The 14287-nt window shown below is 71.3% G+C and carries 13 protein-coding genes; 6 read left to right on the top strand and 7 right to left on the bottom strand.

The genetic code is table 11. From position 1 onward, the window contains the following. Positions 1 to 44: 44 nt before the first annotated feature. Together IC605_RS12775 and IC605_RS12770 are read right to left on the bottom strand one after the other, a co-directional pair. The gene (locus tag IC605_RS12775) at positions 45 to 1211 is read right to left on the bottom strand and encodes a glycosyltransferase family 4 protein (protein WP_216324489.1); all 1167 of its coding nucleotides are present in this window, start codon (positions 1209 to 1211) and stop codon (positions 45 to 47) included. Positions 1212 to 1306: 95 nt separating this feature from the next. Then, a complete protein-coding gene (locus tag IC605_RS12770; protein WP_216324487.1) occupies positions 1307 to 2338 on the bottom strand; it encodes a phosphotransferase enzyme family protein in 1032 nt (343 codons plus the stop codon). A gap of 223 nt (positions 2339 to 2561) precedes the next feature. Between IC605_RS12770 and IC605_RS12765 the strand changes: the two genes are divergently transcribed. From IC605_RS12765 to IC605_RS12750, 4 genes are all read left to right on the top strand, one after another. Next, on the top strand, positions 2562 to 3392 hold the full coding sequence (locus IC605_RS12765; RefSeq protein WP_216324485.1) for an ion transporter: 831 nt from the start codon (positions 2562 to 2564) through the stop codon (positions 3390 to 3392). A gap of 96 nt (positions 3393 to 3488) precedes the next feature. Continuing rightward, on the top strand, positions 3489 to 4412 hold the full coding sequence (locus IC605_RS12760; RefSeq protein WP_216324483.1) for a Rieske (2Fe-2S) protein: 924 nt from the start codon (positions 3489 to 3491) through the stop codon (positions 4410 to 4412). 34 nt (positions 4413 to 4446) lie between these two features. Continuing rightward, positions 4447 to 5085 (top strand): cyclodeaminase/cyclohydrolase family protein, encoded by a 639-nt coding sequence (locus tag IC605_RS12755; RefSeq protein ID WP_216324479.1) that lies wholly within the window; start codon positions 4447 to 4449, stop codon positions 5083 to 5085. Positions 5086 to 5146: 61 nt separating this feature from the next. Beyond that, a complete protein-coding gene (locus IC605_RS12750; protein WP_216324476.1) occupies positions 5147 to 6130 on the top strand; it encodes an aldo/keto reductase in 984 nt (327 codons plus the stop codon). A gap of 7 nt (positions 6131 to 6137) precedes the next feature. On the opposite strand, the gene IC605_RS12745 is transcribed toward IC605_RS12750, so the two are convergent. Next, positions 6138 to 7193 (bottom strand): hypothetical protein, encoded by a 1056-nt coding sequence (locus tag IC605_RS12745; protein WP_216324473.1) that lies wholly within the window; start codon positions 7191 to 7193, stop codon positions 6138 to 6140. A 300-nt stretch (positions 7194 to 7493) separates the two neighbouring features. Between IC605_RS12745 and IC605_RS12740 the strand changes: the two genes are divergently transcribed. Together IC605_RS12740 and IC605_RS12735 are read left to right on the top strand one after the other, a co-directional pair. Continuing rightward, on the top strand, positions 7494 to 8408 hold the full coding sequence (locus IC605_RS12740) for an SPFH domain-containing protein (protein WP_216324470.1): 915 nt from the start codon (positions 7494 to 7496) through the stop codon (positions 8406 to 8408). Between the two features lie 30 nt (positions 8409 to 8438). After that, positions 8439 to 8636, top strand: coding sequence for a type II toxin-antitoxin system antitoxin (locus IC605_RS12735; RefSeq protein WP_216324467.1), 198 nt, complete (start codon positions 8439 to 8441; stop codon positions 8634 to 8636). A 217-nt stretch (positions 8637 to 8853) separates the two neighbouring features. Here the strand turns inward: IC605_RS12735 and IC605_RS12730 are convergent, their stop codons facing one another. From IC605_RS12730 to IC605_RS12720, 4 genes are all read right to left on the bottom strand, one after another. Then, the gene (locus IC605_RS12730; RefSeq protein ID WP_216324464.1) at positions 8854 to 9072 is read right to left on the bottom strand and encodes a KGG domain-containing protein; all 219 of its coding nucleotides are present in this window, start codon (positions 9070 to 9072) and stop codon (positions 8854 to 8856) included. A 187-nt stretch (positions 9073 to 9259) separates the two neighbouring features. After that, the gene (locus tag IC605_RS25130) at positions 9260 to 12289 is read right to left on the bottom strand and encodes an ATP-binding protein (protein ID WP_216324461.1); all 3030 of its coding nucleotides are present in this window, start codon (positions 12287 to 12289) and stop codon (positions 9260 to 9262) included. A 247-nt stretch (positions 12290 to 12536) separates the two neighbouring features. Further along, positions 12537 to 12668 carry a hypothetical protein gene (locus tag IC605_RS25125; RefSeq protein WP_281416274.1) on the bottom strand — a complete coding sequence of 44 codons (132 nt, stop codon included), beginning with the start codon at positions 12666 to 12668 and terminating at the stop codon, positions 12537 to 12539. A gap of 141 nt (positions 12669 to 12809) precedes the next feature. Further along, positions 12810 to 14279, bottom strand: a complete 1470-nt coding sequence (locus IC605_RS12720) for a glutamate synthase subunit beta (RefSeq protein WP_216324458.1) — start codon at positions 14277 to 14279, stop codon at positions 12810 to 12812. Between the last annotated feature and the right edge of the window lie 8 nt (positions 14280 to 14287).

Below are 14287 nucleotides of genomic sequence, written 5' to 3'. Positions count from 1 at the left end.
CCCGCCCCCCCGTGACCCGGCGGCGATGCCCGGGAGGTCCGGGCTCAAGAGGTCCGGCCCACTTCCGGGGTTCCCTGCGGGGCACGCGGGCGGGCCGCCAGCGCGGCGAGGTGGACCGACATGCGCTCGCCGACCCCCTCCCAGGACATGCCGCTCTCCACGGCCCGCCGCCCCGCCGCCCCGTAACGCCGGGCCAGCGCCGGGTCCGCGAGCAGCTCGGTGAGGGCGCGGGCGAGCGCCTGCGCGTCCCCGACCGGGACGAGCGTGCCGCTCACCCCGTCCCCGACGATCTCGGGAATCGCGGCGTGGTGGGTGCTCACGCAGGGGAGCCCGAGCGCCATCGCCTCGCGCAGGACGTGGGGAAAGGGGTTGAAGAGGCTGGGCAGCGTGAAGAGGGTCGCCTGCCGGAACAGGGAGCGCAACTGCTCGCGGTCGGACACCGGCCCGAACCACTCGACGCCCCGCTCCCGCTCCCCGGCGGGCCGGGCGGTGCGGCGCGGCCCCACGATCCACAGCCGCGCGTCGGGCAGCTCGCGGCGCACCCGGCGCCACGCCTCCAGCAGCGTGGGCCCCCCGTTGCGCTCGAACTCGTACGCGACGAACAGGGCGGTGCGCTGGCCGTAGTCCTCCTTGAGCTGCGGCTCCAGCGTGAAGTTCGTGCCCGCCCCGGTCGTGATGACCCTGGCCTCCGGGCAGCCGTAGTCGTGGATCACCGAGCGGCGCACGGCCTCCGACATGGTGAAGATCACGTCCGCCCGCTGGTAGGCCTCACGCTCCAGGGCCAGCCACTCGCGGCGCTCGTGCGGGGGCATCGGGTTCCACTGCGGGTAGTGCCTCACGGTCAGCGCCATCGTGTTGTCGAGGTACAGCGCGACCGGAAAGCCCTGCCCGGCGACCGAGAACATCCCGAAAATCTGCAAGGCCACGTCGAAGCTCCCCTTGCCGTACTCGGTGTCCAGGCGCCGCAACGCTTCTTCCGAGCGGCGGCGGAACGTGCGCGGGTTGAGGCTGGCCGCGTTCTTCCAGACCCAGGGGTTGGGGTGGAAGCTCGCCGCGTAGTTGAGATACCTCGGCGAGCCCTCCATGCCCGGCGTGAAGCGGCCCACGATCTGCGCGTGGGCCGACAGCGCTCGGTACACCGAGAGGTTGCGCCCCCGGGCCGTCCGGTAGTCCACCTCCCCCTCGTTGTCGATCCCGATCAGCCGGTACATGCCCGCTCATGGTAGTGGAAACATTCACAGAAGAGGGCGCGCAATCGCCCGCGCGGCCTGCCCACCCGAACGGTGGGGAAAAGGTGGGGCCGGTCTCAAGAAAGGGGAAGGACGCCGGGCGGCCCGAGCCGTTCCCCCTCCCAGCCCCGCAGGAAGTCCAGGAACTCGCGCCAGTACCCCGCCCCCGACAGGAAGGCCGAGCCGAGACGGGGACGCAACCCCGCGTGCAGGCCGAGCAGCCAGATCGTCCGCGCCACCACGAACCAGGGCAGGGCCTCGCGGTCGGCGTCCGAGAGCCGGTTCCGCCCGTAGCCTTCGAGAAACGCCTCCCACACGTCCGCGTCCTGCTTCCCCAGGCTCAGGCTCCACCAGAACACCGCGAGGTCGTACGCGCGCCACCCGGGGCCGCCGCAGTCGAAGTCGAAGTGCGTCCACACCCCACCCGCCACATGCACGTTCCCGCCGTGCAGGTCGCCGTGGCAGACGCCCACGGTCAGCCCGCGCGGGGCGAGGTCCGCCAGCCGCTCCCGCGTCCGGGCCCCCAGGTCCGAGAGGAAGGCCGCGTCCTCCGGGCGGTTCGCCAGCAACGGCCGCACGGCGGCGAGCGGCGCGTCGATCAGGTGCCCGAGGTCGAGCGCGAAGCGTCCCCCCGGGTCCGCGAACGTGTCCAGCGCGTCGTGGAGCGCCGCCACCGACTCGCCGAAGCGGCGGCCGTTCCCGGGTTCCTTCCAGCCCGGGGCCTCCCCCGCCGCGAAGGTGAACAGCGCTCCGGGGCGCGGCCCCTCCGGTGCCCGGACCTGATGGTGGTGGGCCCCCTCCCGGTCGGGCACGGTCACGCTGGCGTCCGCCCCCCGCCGTGCGAGGTGGCCGAGGAGGGCGACCTCCCACGCCACCTCGGCTGCCGTGCGCCAGCCCGGCCGGTACAGGCGGTAGACGAGGGGGCCCTGCGCCGTGTGGACGAGGTAGCTGTCGTTCACGCCCCCCGAGAGCAGGTCGCAGGTCACGGGACCTGGCAGGGCGTAGCGTTCGCCGAGGAAGGCCGCCAGGGCCTCCGGGTCGAGGATGGAGAAGGCGGCGGGCAGCGCCGGGAGGGGGAAGGGGGTCGGGGCGGGCTCCTGCCTGGGCACCCGCCCACCTTACCCCGGGAGGAAACGGCCCTCCCCGTGCGGTCCCCGGAGCAGCGTCAACACCTCCGCACGGGCGGGGAACGAGGGTGGGGCGGATGCCGTCCTCTCCCGGCGTGGCCCGTGCCCACCCTGAGCTGGCCCCGTCAACGGCGTCGGGGGCGTCCGGACTTGTCGTCTGTTGGCGAATTCTCCGGGTGGACTGTACAGCCGGTAGACTCCGGGCGTGAGCGACCGTCGGGCGGCGTGGCGGGTGACGTTGGGCAACGTCATCTACAACAACGACACCCGGGCGGGCCGGACCTTCGACCTGCTGCTGATCTTCCTGATCGTCGTCAGCGTGCTCGTGGTGATGTTTGACAGCGTGTCGGGGTTCCACGCCCGCTTCGAGGCGCAGCTCGACGTGGTGGAGTGGGCGCTGACCCTGCTCTTTACCCTGGAGTACGTGCTGCGGCTGATCGCCGCGCGGCACCCCTGGAACTACGTGCGCTCCTTTTTCGGGACCGTGGACCTGCTCTCCATCCTCCCGGCGTATCTGGCGCTGCTCATTCCGGGGGCGCAGTACCTCCTGATCGTGCGGGTGCTGCGGCTGCTGAGGATTTTCCGCATCCTCAAGCTCGTGCGCTACCTCTCGGAGGCGAGCGTCCTCACCCAGGCGCTGCGGGCCAGCGTCGCCAAGATCATCGTCTTCATCGCGGTGGTCCTCACCCTCGTCACGATCATCGGCACCCTGATGTACGTGATCGAGGGACCGCGCTACGGCTTCACGAGCATCCCGACGAGCATCTACTGGGCCATCGTCACCCTCACGACCGTGGGGTACGGGGACATCGCCCCGAAGACGCCCTGGGGCAAGGGCCTCGCGTCGCTCGCCATGATCCTGGGGTACGGCATCATCGCCGTGCCCACCGGCATCGTGACCGTCGGCATCGCCCAGGCCCAGGCGGGACGGCGCTCCACGCGGCCCTGCCCCCGCTGCGGGCTGGAGCGCCACGAGGCCGACGCCCGCTACTGTCGGCGCTGCGGGGAGACGCTGCCCGCCGAGGCGGGGACGTGACGGCGCCCCTCCCCAACCAAGAGTGAAGCCCCGCCTACCCGTCCTCACGTCCCCCGCACGTACCTTGGGGGACACGCACCACCCAGGGAGGGCCGCATGACGCGAGCGCCAGAACAGACTCCACGCTACGACCGCACCGTGGACCCCAGCGAACAGGCCATCGCCTCGCAGGCGTGGCTCGACCGAGCCGCCGTGCCCATGCAGGAGGCCATCGTCCGCTTCTACGAGGGCGGCGGCAAGGTCACCCGCCGCATCGAGGACTTCCTGCACGGCAAGTATGTCGGCACGCCGCTGCACCCCATCCTCGTCACCATTCCCATCGGCGCGTGGTCGGTGGCCGCCGTGCTGGACTTCCTGGAGTTGCGGGGCCGGAAGGACGTGCGGGCCGGGTCGGACCTCGCCGTGGCCGTCGGCCTGGTGGGCGGGGTGGCCGCCATCGCCACCGGCTGGACCGACTGGGCACGCAGCGGCGACTCGCCCGTCAAGCGGCGGGTGGGCTTCGTCCACGGCGGCCTCAACGAGACTGCCTTCCTGCTGTACGCGGGCTCGTACCTGTTGCGGGGCGGGAAGGCGCGGGCCACGGCGCGCGGGATCGGCTGGCTCGCCTACATGATCTCCGGCCTGAGCGCACACCTCGGCGGCACCCTCGTCTACAAGGAGGGCCTGGGCGTCTCCCATACGGCCGACCTGCGGCCCCCGGACGGCTTCGTGCCCGTGCTGGCCGACGCCGACCTCCCCGAGAACACGCCCACCCGCGCCAAGGCGGGCGAGGTGGCCGTCGTCCTCGTGCGGCAGGGGGGGAACATCTACGCCCTCGCCGAGACGTGCTCGCACCTGGGCGGCCCGCTCAGCGAGGGCCGGATCGAGGGGGACGCGATCCGCTGCCCGTGGCACGGCAGCCTCTTCCGCCTCTCGGACGGGTACGTGTTGGAGAGCCCCTCGGCCCACGCGCAGCCCTGCTTCGTCACGCGGGTGCGGGAGGGGCAGATCGAGGTCAGGCCCGGTCGCTCCTGGGACTGAACGGGGGAGAGGTGGGCGTGGCAGAGTAGGCGCCATGTCTTCTCTCTGGGACCTTCCGGCCCGTCAGGTTCTGCAAGAGACCGCCAGCCCCGCCCCCACCCCCGGAGGCGGTTCCGTCGCCGCGTTGAGCGGAGCGTTCGGCGCCGCCCTCGTCGCTATGGCGCTCGAAATCAGCCTCGGCAAGCAGCCCGATGAGGCTGAGGAGCGGGCCATACGTGACCTTCTCGCCAGCCTCACCCGCCACCGCGAGCGCCTGCAAGCCCTCGCCGACGAGGACATGGCGGCGTTCGGCGGGTACATGGCCGCGCTCGCCCTACCGAAAGGCACTGAGGAGGAACGCCGTCAGCGGAAAGACGCCCTGCGGGAGGCCACCCGTGCGGCCACCGCCGCTCCTCTCGAAATCGCCCGGGTCGTCATGGTCGCCCTTGACCTCGCCACCCGCGCCGCCGAACTCGTCCACAAGGAGGTCGTGAGCGACGTGGGCGCGGGAGCCGCCCTGCTGCGGGGCGCCCTCCAGGCCAGCCTCCTCACCGTGGACATCAACGTGCCGGGCTGGCCGGAGGGGGAAAGGCCGGGGCTTCAGGCCGAGCGGGATGACCTCGAAGCGGAGGGCGGGGCGCGGGCGGACGAGGTGCTGCGGCGGACGCGGGAGCGGATCGGGGCGGGGGGGTAAAGGTTCCCTCTCCCCGGCGCTCGCCTCCCGCCCCGTACAGTGGGGCCCGGAGGAACACCCCATGCACGACCGCAGACTCGGCAAGACCGGATACGACGTATCCGCCATCAGTTTCGGCGCCTGGGCCATCGGCGGCACCTGGGGGGCGGTGGACGACGAGGAGAGCCTCGCCGCCCTGCACCGCGCCCTCGATCTCGGCATCAATTTCTTCGACACCGCCGACGTGTACGGCGACGGCCACAGCGAGCGGCTGATCGCCCGATTGCGCCGCGAGCGGAACGAGCCCTTCTACGTCGCCACCAAGGCGGGGCGGCGGCTGAATCCCCACGTGGCAAGCGGGTACACCCGCGAGAACCTGCGGGGCTTCGTCGAACGCAGCCTGCGGAATCTGGAACAGGACGCCCTCGATCTCCTCCAACTCCACTGCCCGCCGCCCGAGGTGATCGAGCGGGGCGAGGTATTCGGCATCCTCGACGAATTCAAACGGGAAGGGTTGCTGCGGGCCTACGGCGTCAGCGTCGAGACGGTGGGGGAGGCGCTGAAGGCGACCGAGCACGAGGGCGTCGCCACCATCCAGATCATCTTCAACGCCTTTCGCCTCAAGCCCGCCGAGGAGTTCTTCGCGGCGGCGCGGGAGCGGGACGTGGGCATTCTGGCCCGCGTGCCCCTGGCGAGCGGCCTGCTGACGGGCAAGCTGCGCCGCGACAGTCAATTTGCCGAGGACGACCACCGTAACTTCAACCGCCACGGCGAGGCGTTCGACCGGGGCGAGACCTTCTCCGGCGTGGACTACGAGACCGGGCTGGCGGCGGTGGAGCGCCTGCGCCCCCTCGTGCCGGAAGGCATGACGCTCGCCCAATTTGCCCTGCGCTGGATTCTGATGTTCCCCGAGGTGAGCTGCGCGATTCCCGGCGCCCGCAACCCCGCCCAGGTGGAGGGCAATGCGGCGGCGGCGGACCTCCCGCCCCTGACCCCCGAACAGATGCAGGGCGTCCGGGCCGTCTACGACGAGCTGATCCGCCCCCAGGTCCAGGCGCTGTGGTGAGGTCGGGCTAGGATGCCTCCGCCTCCGGCGGCACGGCGGGTGGCACGATCAGCGCACTCAGCGCCAGCCCGCCCAGCGCCGCCATCACGCACACGCCCGTCCACAGTTCGAGGCTGGCATTCAATTGCCCGAGCCCCGCCGCCCCCGCGAAGAAGGGCACCCAGACGAGCAGGGGCAGCGCCACGGCGAAGGCGCGGTAGGCCCAGGGCCGGGCGGGGGAAGGCCGCAACCACTGGATCAGCCCGTCCGCAGCGAGCCCCGCCACCCCCCCGAGCGCGAGGACCACCGGGAACTGGTCCAGCCCACCCGTCATCGCCCGCATCAGCAGGGTGTTGAGGAGGTACATCACCGTCACCGCGCCGAAGGGCAGGTGCCAGCGCCGCAGCAACAGCAAGACGGGCGCGACGAGCATCAGCGCCGTGAGCAGGGTCGAGGTCAAGAGGGTGCGCGCGCCGGAGTAGCTCAGCCCGTCCCCCAGACCGTCCGCCGCGAGCACCCAGGCGTACATGTGCATGAAGGAGGCGAAACATAGCGCCGCCGTCATTGCCAGCACGCCCGGCCACACCACCCCCGCCGGAGACCGCCGCCCGGTCGGTTCCCTCCACGTCGCCACGAGGGGCGAGAGGACGATCAATTCGGCCCCCAGAAAGAGCAGGAGGTGGGTGGGCGAGAGCAGGGCGTCGAGCCCGACCTCGATCCCGAAGAGGGTGTGCCACGTCATGTCCCCCAGCCCGCCGAGCGCGAAGGTCAGGATGCCGAGTGCGCCGAGCCCGTACCCGACCGGAAAGGCCGCCAGCCCCCGCCGCCCCTGCGCGAGCCCGCGCCGCCCCAGCCACCCGATCCACAGCGCGGTCGCCAGGAAGCCGCTGTAGAAGACCCCGTGCCAGGGGGTGAAGAAGGTCTCCAGCGCCTCCCCGAGGTGGTTGTGCGCCCAGCCGTCCACGAAGATGCCCGTCATCAGCCAGAAGCCCGTGACCAGCGTGACGAGGTTTTGCGCGGGCGTCGCGCGCCAGGGAGCCGAGGCCACGGGCGGATGCGTGGAATACGGGGGGGAAGTCGTCATGCCTGCCTCCTTGGGTGTCCCGCAGGATACGCCTCCGGCCTCTTAACCCCTGGCTTTTATGCTGACCAGATTCAACATATCGGGTCAGCAAAGGAAGGTAGAGGTTGCCGCTGGCTGAGGCTTTTGACCCTCTCCCCCTGCGGGAGAGGGCGTTGCGAAGCAACGGGTGAGGGGGCGTGTGACCTACGAAACCGCTCACCTAGGGGCAACGGACGAACGGCACTCGGTCAAGAGAAGAGCCTGCGCGCCGCCCCTGGAAGTCCTGCCCTCAATGTGATATCACTTTGATAGGAGGAAGACATGGATAAATTGCAACAGCTTCCGGTCACCACGGGTCCGCAGGGGGGCGTCTCGCCCGAGCCGGGGGTGGCGAGCGTGGAGCGGCGCGCGTTTGGGCTGCCGGGCGTGCCCGCCGTTCTTCTGTGGCTGGGCCTGGCGGGGGTGGCCGCCGCGCTCTTCTGGTGGGGCCTGACGGTCGCCGCCGCCGTCGTCGCGCTGCTGGCGGTGGTCGCACTCTTCGGGTTTTTCATCGTGCAACCCAACCAGGCGAGCGTGCTGACCCTCTTCGGGCGGTACGTCGGCAGCGAGCGGCGCAACGGCTTTTACTGGACGAACCCCTTCACGGCACGCAAGCGGGTGTCGCTGCGCATCCGCAACTTCAACTCCGAGCGGCTCAAGGTCAACGACCAGATCGGCAACCCCATCGAGATCGCGGCGGTGATCGTGTGGCGGGTGGTGGACACCGCGCGGGCCGTGTTCGACGTGGAGGACTACACCGCCTTCGTGGCGATCCAGTCGGAAACGGCGCTGCGTCACCTCGCCGCCCAGTACCCCTACGACGACCACGACGGGCTGGCCTTCTCCCTGCGCGGCAACCCCGACGAGGTGGCCGAGGCCCTGGGCCGCGAGCTGGCGACCCGGCTGCGCCACGCGGGGGTGGAGGTGCTCGAAGCCCGGCTTTCCCACCTCGCCTACTCGCCCGAGATCGCCGGGGCGATGCTCCAGCGCCAGCAGGCGAGTGCCATCATCGCCGCCCGGCAGCAGATCGTGCAGGGGGCGGTCGGCATGGTCGAGATGGCCCTGCGCGAACTCGAAGGGCAGGGCATCGTCCACCTCGACGAGGAACGCAAGGCGCAGATGGTGAGCAACCTCCTCGTGGTCCTCACGAGCGAGCGCGGCACCCAGCCCGTCGTCAACGCCGGGAGCCTGTATTGAGCGCCCCGCAACCGGGCAGGTGAGTGTGCCATGCCCCGCAAAAACTACCCCCTGCGCATCAGCCCGGAACTCTACGCCGCCCTGGAACGCTGGGCCGCCGACGAACTCCGCAGCGTGAACGCCCAGATCGAGTACCTCCTCACCCAGAGTGTGCGCGAGGCCGGACGCCTGAAACCCGGCCTCCAGCTCACCCAACCCGACCCGCCCAAGGACCGTGAGGAAGCCTAGAGCCGTTGACGAAAGAACAGTGTCGTGCCGGGCCCTTCGCTCCGCTCCCCTTTGCCTCTTTACAGGTCAGGGTGACAGGTCTTCTCCGCCGGGCAGAGGACCCTGCGCCCGTTCGCTGACGCGGGCCTGTCGGCGGTCGCCACGAAAAAAGCGGCCCGTTGAGGAGCCGCCCAGAGATGAATCCGGTGTGTCGGTGAAGGGGGCACGTGCCCGCGCGTCAGTCGCCGGACATCTTCCGCCCGGGGGCCTTGCTTCCCCGGGAGGCCTGACCGCCCTTGCGCCCGGCCTCGCGCGCCTCCTCCGAGGTGAAGCGGTGCGCGTTGCCGCTCTGGTGCGCCGCCCGCCCGCCCAGGCTGGCGATCTCACGCTGACGCCCCGGCTCCATCGCCGCGAAGCCGCGTCTTGCCGTGCTGCTCGTTCCACCCGTTCTCGTCATCCTCGTGCCTCCTTGAAAGGGACTCGTCGCCCCGACCGCTGCCCGATTCTCGGAGGTGGGAACGTGCCGCCCTGCTGAGGTTGCTAAAGCCGCGCTTCCCCAAATCTGACCGTCTTGCCAGAGGGCGGTGAAGAGGCGTTCATCGCCGCCTCATTTCAGGAGACGCCGGGGGCCGGTCCGGCAGAATTCACGCCGCCGGGAGAGTGAAGAAGAAGATCGTGCCCTGGCCGGGGCGCGACTCCAACCACAGCCGCCCGCCGTGGGCCTCGACGATCTTCTTGCACACGGCGAGGCCGATGCCGGTGCCCTCGAACTGCTCGCGGCCGTGCAATCTCTGGAAGATCACGAAGATGCGCTCGAAATACTGCCCCTCGATGCCGATGCCGTTGTCGGCGACCGTGAAGCGCCACATCTCCCCGTCCCGCCCGGCCGAGACGTGGACCCGGGGCGGCTCGCCGTCGCGGCGGTACTTGAGGGCGTTCGAGATCAGGTTTTGCAGCAGTTGGTCGAGTTGCCCCGCGTCGGCGCGCACCTGGGGCAGGGGGTCACGGGTGAGCGCCCCGCCCAGCGCCGCGACCTCCCCGGCGAAGCGCCCGGCCACCGCGTCGAAGATGGCGGCGGCGTCCGAGACCTCCTCGCGGCGGGGGCGGGTGTTCAGGCGCGAGAAGCCGAGGAGGTCGTCTACCAGCCGCTTCATATGCTGGCCGTTCTCCACGATCTGCCCCAGGTAGAGGCGCCCACGCTCGTCGAGCGCCTCCCCGTAGCGGCGCAAGATGAGTTCGGAAAAGCTCGTGACCGCGCGCAGCGGGGCCTGGAGGTCGTGAGAGGCGACGTAGGCGAACTGTTCGAGCTCGGCGTTCGACCTGCGCAGTTCCTCGTTCGATCTGCGCAGCCGCTCCTCCGCCTCGCGGCGCTCGGTCACGTCCTTGATCAGGCCGACGAGCCGGGTAACTCCCCCCGGACCCCACATGAAGTGCCCGTCGGTCTCGACCTCGCGCACGCTGCCGTCCTTGCGGATCACCCGGAAACCCACGTGGAGGGTGCCGCCCTCCCGGACGACCTGCGCGACCTCCGCGCGGAAGGCGGGGCGGTCGTCGGGGTGGATCAGGCGCTCGGTCCAGGGGACCGGCCCCCCGCTCAGCTCCCCCGGGGTGTAGCCGGTCACCGCCTCGACCGGGCCGCCGTACACGATCCGGCCGGTCGCGGCGTTCCAGTCGTACAGGACGTGCCCCGAGCCCTGCACGGCGACCTCGTAGCGTTCGCGCCACTCGGTCACTTCCTGGGTGCGCCGCGCGAGGTCGGCCACCTCCTGGGCGCGCTCCAGGGCGATCCCGAGGCTGCGCACCACCGTCTCCAGCACCACCCGGTCGGTCCCGGTCCAGGCCCGCCCCTCGAACAGCACCGCGATCAAGACCCCGACGACCTCCCCGTGCCGCAAGACGGGCAGCGAGGCCGCCGTGCTCACGTGCTGGACCAGCTCCGCCGGGGTGTCGCTGCCCCGGGCGTAGCTGTCCTGGTACAGGGGCCGCCGGGTGGTCCAGGGCACGTCCACGCTGGGCGTCTCGCCCACGGGCGGCCCCGCGTCGATAAAGGCCTGGAGGTCCGGGTGTCCGACCTCCCCGGTCTGGACCCGGTTGCGCCAGCGCTCCCCCTCCCGCTCGTAGTACAGCGCGTAGCCGGACGTGAGGAGCGAGAGCACGACCTCCTGCGCCCGCCGCACGAGCGCGTGGGGATCGGCGCGCAGGCTCAGGTCGCGGGTGAGGTCGGCAAAACCCTCCAGCGCCGCCGTGCGGGCTTCGAGCTCACGGTTCTGGACCGCCTGCCACGCCGCCGCGTCGGCGCGCTCCAGCGCGAGGCCCAGGCTGCGCCCGACCGCCTGGAACACCGCCCGCTCGCGCTCGGACCACGTGCGGGCGTCCTGGGTGCCCGCCACGAGCACGCTGCGCGGCTGTCCACCTTTGAAATACGGGTAAAAGGCGACCGCCCCGTACGCCTCGGTGTGCGCCACCTCCTCGCGCTCGGGGTTCCAGCCCGACACGAACAGCGGCCGGTGCTCCTCGACCGCCCGTTTGAAGCTCGGCGACTCCATGCTCACGCCCGCCGCGATGGTGGCGGCCACCTCGGGGGCGAGGTCCTCGGTCCACACCCGCGCCCGCCACAGCCCGCCGCCCGGCTTGTAGTACGCCACGCTCACGTCCCCGAGGTTGGCGCGCAGCACCTCGCCCGCCCGCCGCGCGAGGGCGAACACGTCCGTCTCGCTCCCCACCGCCTCGGTGAACGCCACGAAGGCGTCGAGCGCCGCCACCGACTCCGCCAGCCGCTGGGCCGCCGCCGCCCGCTCCAGCGCGAGCCCCAGGGTCTGCGCCGCCCGTCTCAGGAGCCGCCGCTGCCCGTCTTGCCACGCCCCCGGGCCCACCGGCCGCCACACCACCAGAAAGCCCTCCAGCGTGCCGTCCGGTGTGCGGACGGGCTCGACTGCGCAGGCCAGCGCCGGGAAGGAGGGGATGGCCCCCGGCGCCGCCCGGTAGTCGTCCACGTACACGCCGCGCCCCTCCCGCGCGACCTGCCGCAGCAGCGGGGTATCGTCCAGCCTCAGCTCCGGGCGGGTCATGTACCCGGCGACAGGTTCGGGCGGGTCGCCCCAGATCGTCGGCAGGCGAATCTGGTCGCCGCCCAGCCGCACGACCAGCAGACTCTGCGCCTCCAGCGCCGGGCCGATCAGGTCGAGCGCGAACCGCGACACCTCCTCGGGGGTCGCCGCCCGTTGCAGCGTCTCCGCCAGCGCCGCGATGAGTTCGTCGTCCCGGCGCGACGGTGCCCTCCTCCGGGGCGCCTCTTCGCCGCCGTCCGGCCCGCTCGCCACCCCCACCCACGGTCCGTCCGGGTCGTCCCCGGCAGGCTGAGCCCGCAGGAGAAAAGGACGGTCCCCGCCCGGCCCGCGCAGGCGGTATTCGCCCCCGAACACCTCTCCCCGCGCCCGCGCCGCGCGCCAGCCCTCCAGGGCCCGGCCGCGCTCTTCGGGGTGAAGGACCTCCGCGAAGGACGAGCCCAGCGCCTGGGCCGCGCTCTGGCCCGTCACCGCCTGCCAGGCCGAATTGACGAAGGTCAGCTCGCCCCCCGCCGTGCAGGTCCACACCGGGGTCGGCAGCGCGTCGTAGGGGTGGGGGGCGGAGGCGGGCGCCGGGCGGCTCTCCACGCGCCCCTGGGGAAGGTCCATGGGCGGATTCTAGCGTCGGGGCCGGGTGGCGCCGGGGACAGGTCCTGCATATGGCCGGTCTGTAGGCGCCTTCATCAAAACGGGAGGCGACTGTACACTCCCCTTCATCGCCTTTTTTCCGGGTGGTGTATGCGCCACCTCAACCCGCCTTACCCTGACCCCGTACCCATCACGACCGGCCGGGTGAAGTCGGAGGGTCGCCCCTGGCGCGAGGGAGCGAGGGCCGGGGGCTTTTCGTGGCCCGCCCTCACCACCCTGCGAGGTCGACGGCCAGCCGGGCCTGGCCCTTGCGGGTGGTGTCTCGTTGCGGCCAGTTCATGAGGTTGAAGGAAGTGGGCTGGAGGGAGGCCGCAAGGAGCTTGACGCCAGCGTCTCTCAAACGCCTCTCCCCCTGTGGGGAGGCTGGGAGGGGGGAAGGAAGCGGCCCATCCGGGCTCACCCGAAAGACCCTCCCCTCTCCCTGCGACCCAAAGAAAACGGCGCCCCCCATCCCCGAGCGGCGCCGTTCCTCCTGACCCCCTCAGCGTGGCAGTTCGCTCGTCCCCATCAGGAACTCGTCCACCGACCGCGCCGCCTGCCGCCCCTCGCGGATGGCCCATACGACGAGGGACTGGCCCCGGCGCATGTCGCCCGCCGCGAAGACCCTGGGGACGTTCGTGACGTAGCCGCCCACCTCGTCCGTCGTGGCCTGGGCGTTGCCGCGCTGGTCCTTCCTCACCCCGAACACGTCGAGGATGCTCCCCACCGGGCTCACGAAGCCCATCGCCAGCAGCACGAGGTCGGCGGGCATGACCTCCTCGCTGCCGGGCACCTCGCTCATCCTGCCGCCCTGCCACTCCAGCCGCACCGTCTTGAGGGCCGTGACGCGCCCGCCCTCGCCGATGAACTCCTTGGTGGCGATGGCGAACTCGCGCTCGCCGCCCTCCTCGTGGCTGGAGGAGGTGCGGAGTTTCTGCGGCCAGTAGGGCCACGTCAGCGGCTTGTTCTCGTGCTCGGGCGGCATGGGCAGCAGCTCGAACTGGGTGACCCTCGCCGCCCCCTGCCGGTGCGAGGTGCCCATGCAGTCGGAGCCCGTGTCGCCGCCGCCGATCACGACGACGTGCTTGCCCTCGGCGCGAAGCTGGCCGGGAAGGGTGTCGCCCGCGTTCACCCGGTTCTGCTGGGGCAGGAACTCCATGGCGAAGTGGACGCCCTGCAACTCCCGCCCCGGCACCGGCAGGTCGCGCGGCTGCTCGGCCCCGCCCGCCAGCAGCACGGCGTCGAAGGTGCGGGTCAGCTCCTCGGGCGAGACCGTCTCCCGCGCGAGGTTGGGGACCGTCGAGCCCTCCGGCATCGTCCCGACGAGGACCCCCGTGCGGAAGGTCACGCCCTCCGCCTCCATCTGCTCCACCCGGCGGTCGATCAGCCCCTTGTCGAGCTTGAAGTCGGGGATGCCGTATCTGAGCAGACCGCCGATGCGGTCGTTCTTCTCGAAGACCGTCACGTCGTGCCCGGCGCGCGCCAGTTGTTGTGCCGCCGCGAGCCCCGCCGGACCCGAGCCGACGACCGCCACCCGCTTGCCCGTCTTGTAGGGCGGCGGCTGGGGAGAAACCCACCCCTCCTGCCACGCGTGGTCGATGATCGCGCGCTCGATGGACTTGATGCCCACCGGCTCGTCCGACGTGAGGTTGAGGGTGCAGGCCGCCTCGCAGGGGGCGGGGCAGATGCGGCCCGTGAACTCGGGAAAGTTGTTCGTCGCGTGCAGCGTGTCGATGGCCGCGCGCCAGTCGTTCCCGTACACGAGGTCGTTCCAATCGGGGATCAGGTTGTTGACCGGGCAGCCGTTGTTGCAAAAGGGCACGCCGCAGTCCATACAGCGGGCCGCCTGCACCTGCGACTGCTCGACGTTGAGTTCGTGGACGAACTCGTTGTAGTTCTTCAGGCGCTCGTCGATGGGCTCGTACGCCTCTTTGACGCGCCGGTACTCCAGAAAGCCGGTGACTTTTCCCATCGTTGCTC

It is taken from the genome of Deinococcus aestuarii (genome assembly GCF_018863415.1).
Taxonomy (GTDB): Bacteria; Deinococcota; Deinococci; order Deinococcales; family Deinococcaceae; genus Deinococcus; species Deinococcus aestuarii.
This window is presented reverse-complemented; position numbering and strand designations above follow the sequence as displayed.

Excerpts from the sequence above, each read along its gene's own strand:
- IC605_RS12775 (WP_216324489.1), bottom strand. The coding sequence starts at position 1,211 with ATGTACCGGCTGATCGGGATCGACAACGAGGGGGAGGTGGACTACCGG.
- IC605_RS12760 (WP_216324483.1), top strand. The coding sequence starts at position 3,489 with ATGACGCGAGCGCCAGAACAGACTCCACGCTACGACCGCACCGTGGAC.
- IC605_RS12755 (WP_216324479.1), top strand. The coding sequence starts at position 4,447 with ATGTCTTCTCTCTGGGACCTTCCGGCCCGTCAGGTTCTGCAAGAGACC.
- IC605_RS12750 (WP_216324476.1), top strand. The coding sequence starts at position 5,147 with ATGCACGACCGCAGACTCGGCAAGACCGGATACGACGTATCCGCCATC.
- IC605_RS12745 (WP_216324473.1), bottom strand. The coding sequence starts at position 7,193 with ATGACGACTTCCCCCCCGTATTCCACGCATCCGCCCGTGGCCTCGGCT.
- IC605_RS12740 (WP_216324470.1), top strand. The coding sequence starts at position 7,494 with ATGGATAAATTGCAACAGCTTCCGGTCACCACGGGTCCGCAGGGGGGC.
- IC605_RS12735 (WP_216324467.1), top strand. The coding sequence starts at position 8,439 with ATGCCCCGCAAAAACTACCCCCTGCGCATCAGCCCGGAACTCTACGCC.
- IC605_RS12730 (WP_216324464.1), bottom strand. The coding sequence starts at position 9,072 with ATGACGAGAACGGGTGGAACGAGCAGCACGGCAAGACGCGGCTTCGCG.
- IC605_RS25130 (WP_216324461.1), bottom strand. The coding sequence starts at position 12,289 with ATGGACCTTCCCCAGGGGCGCGTGGAGAGCCGCCCGGCGCCCGCCTCC.
- IC605_RS12720 (WP_216324458.1), bottom strand. The coding sequence starts at position 14,279 with ATGGGAAAAGTCACCGGCTTTCTGGAGTACCGGCGCGTCAAAGAGGCG.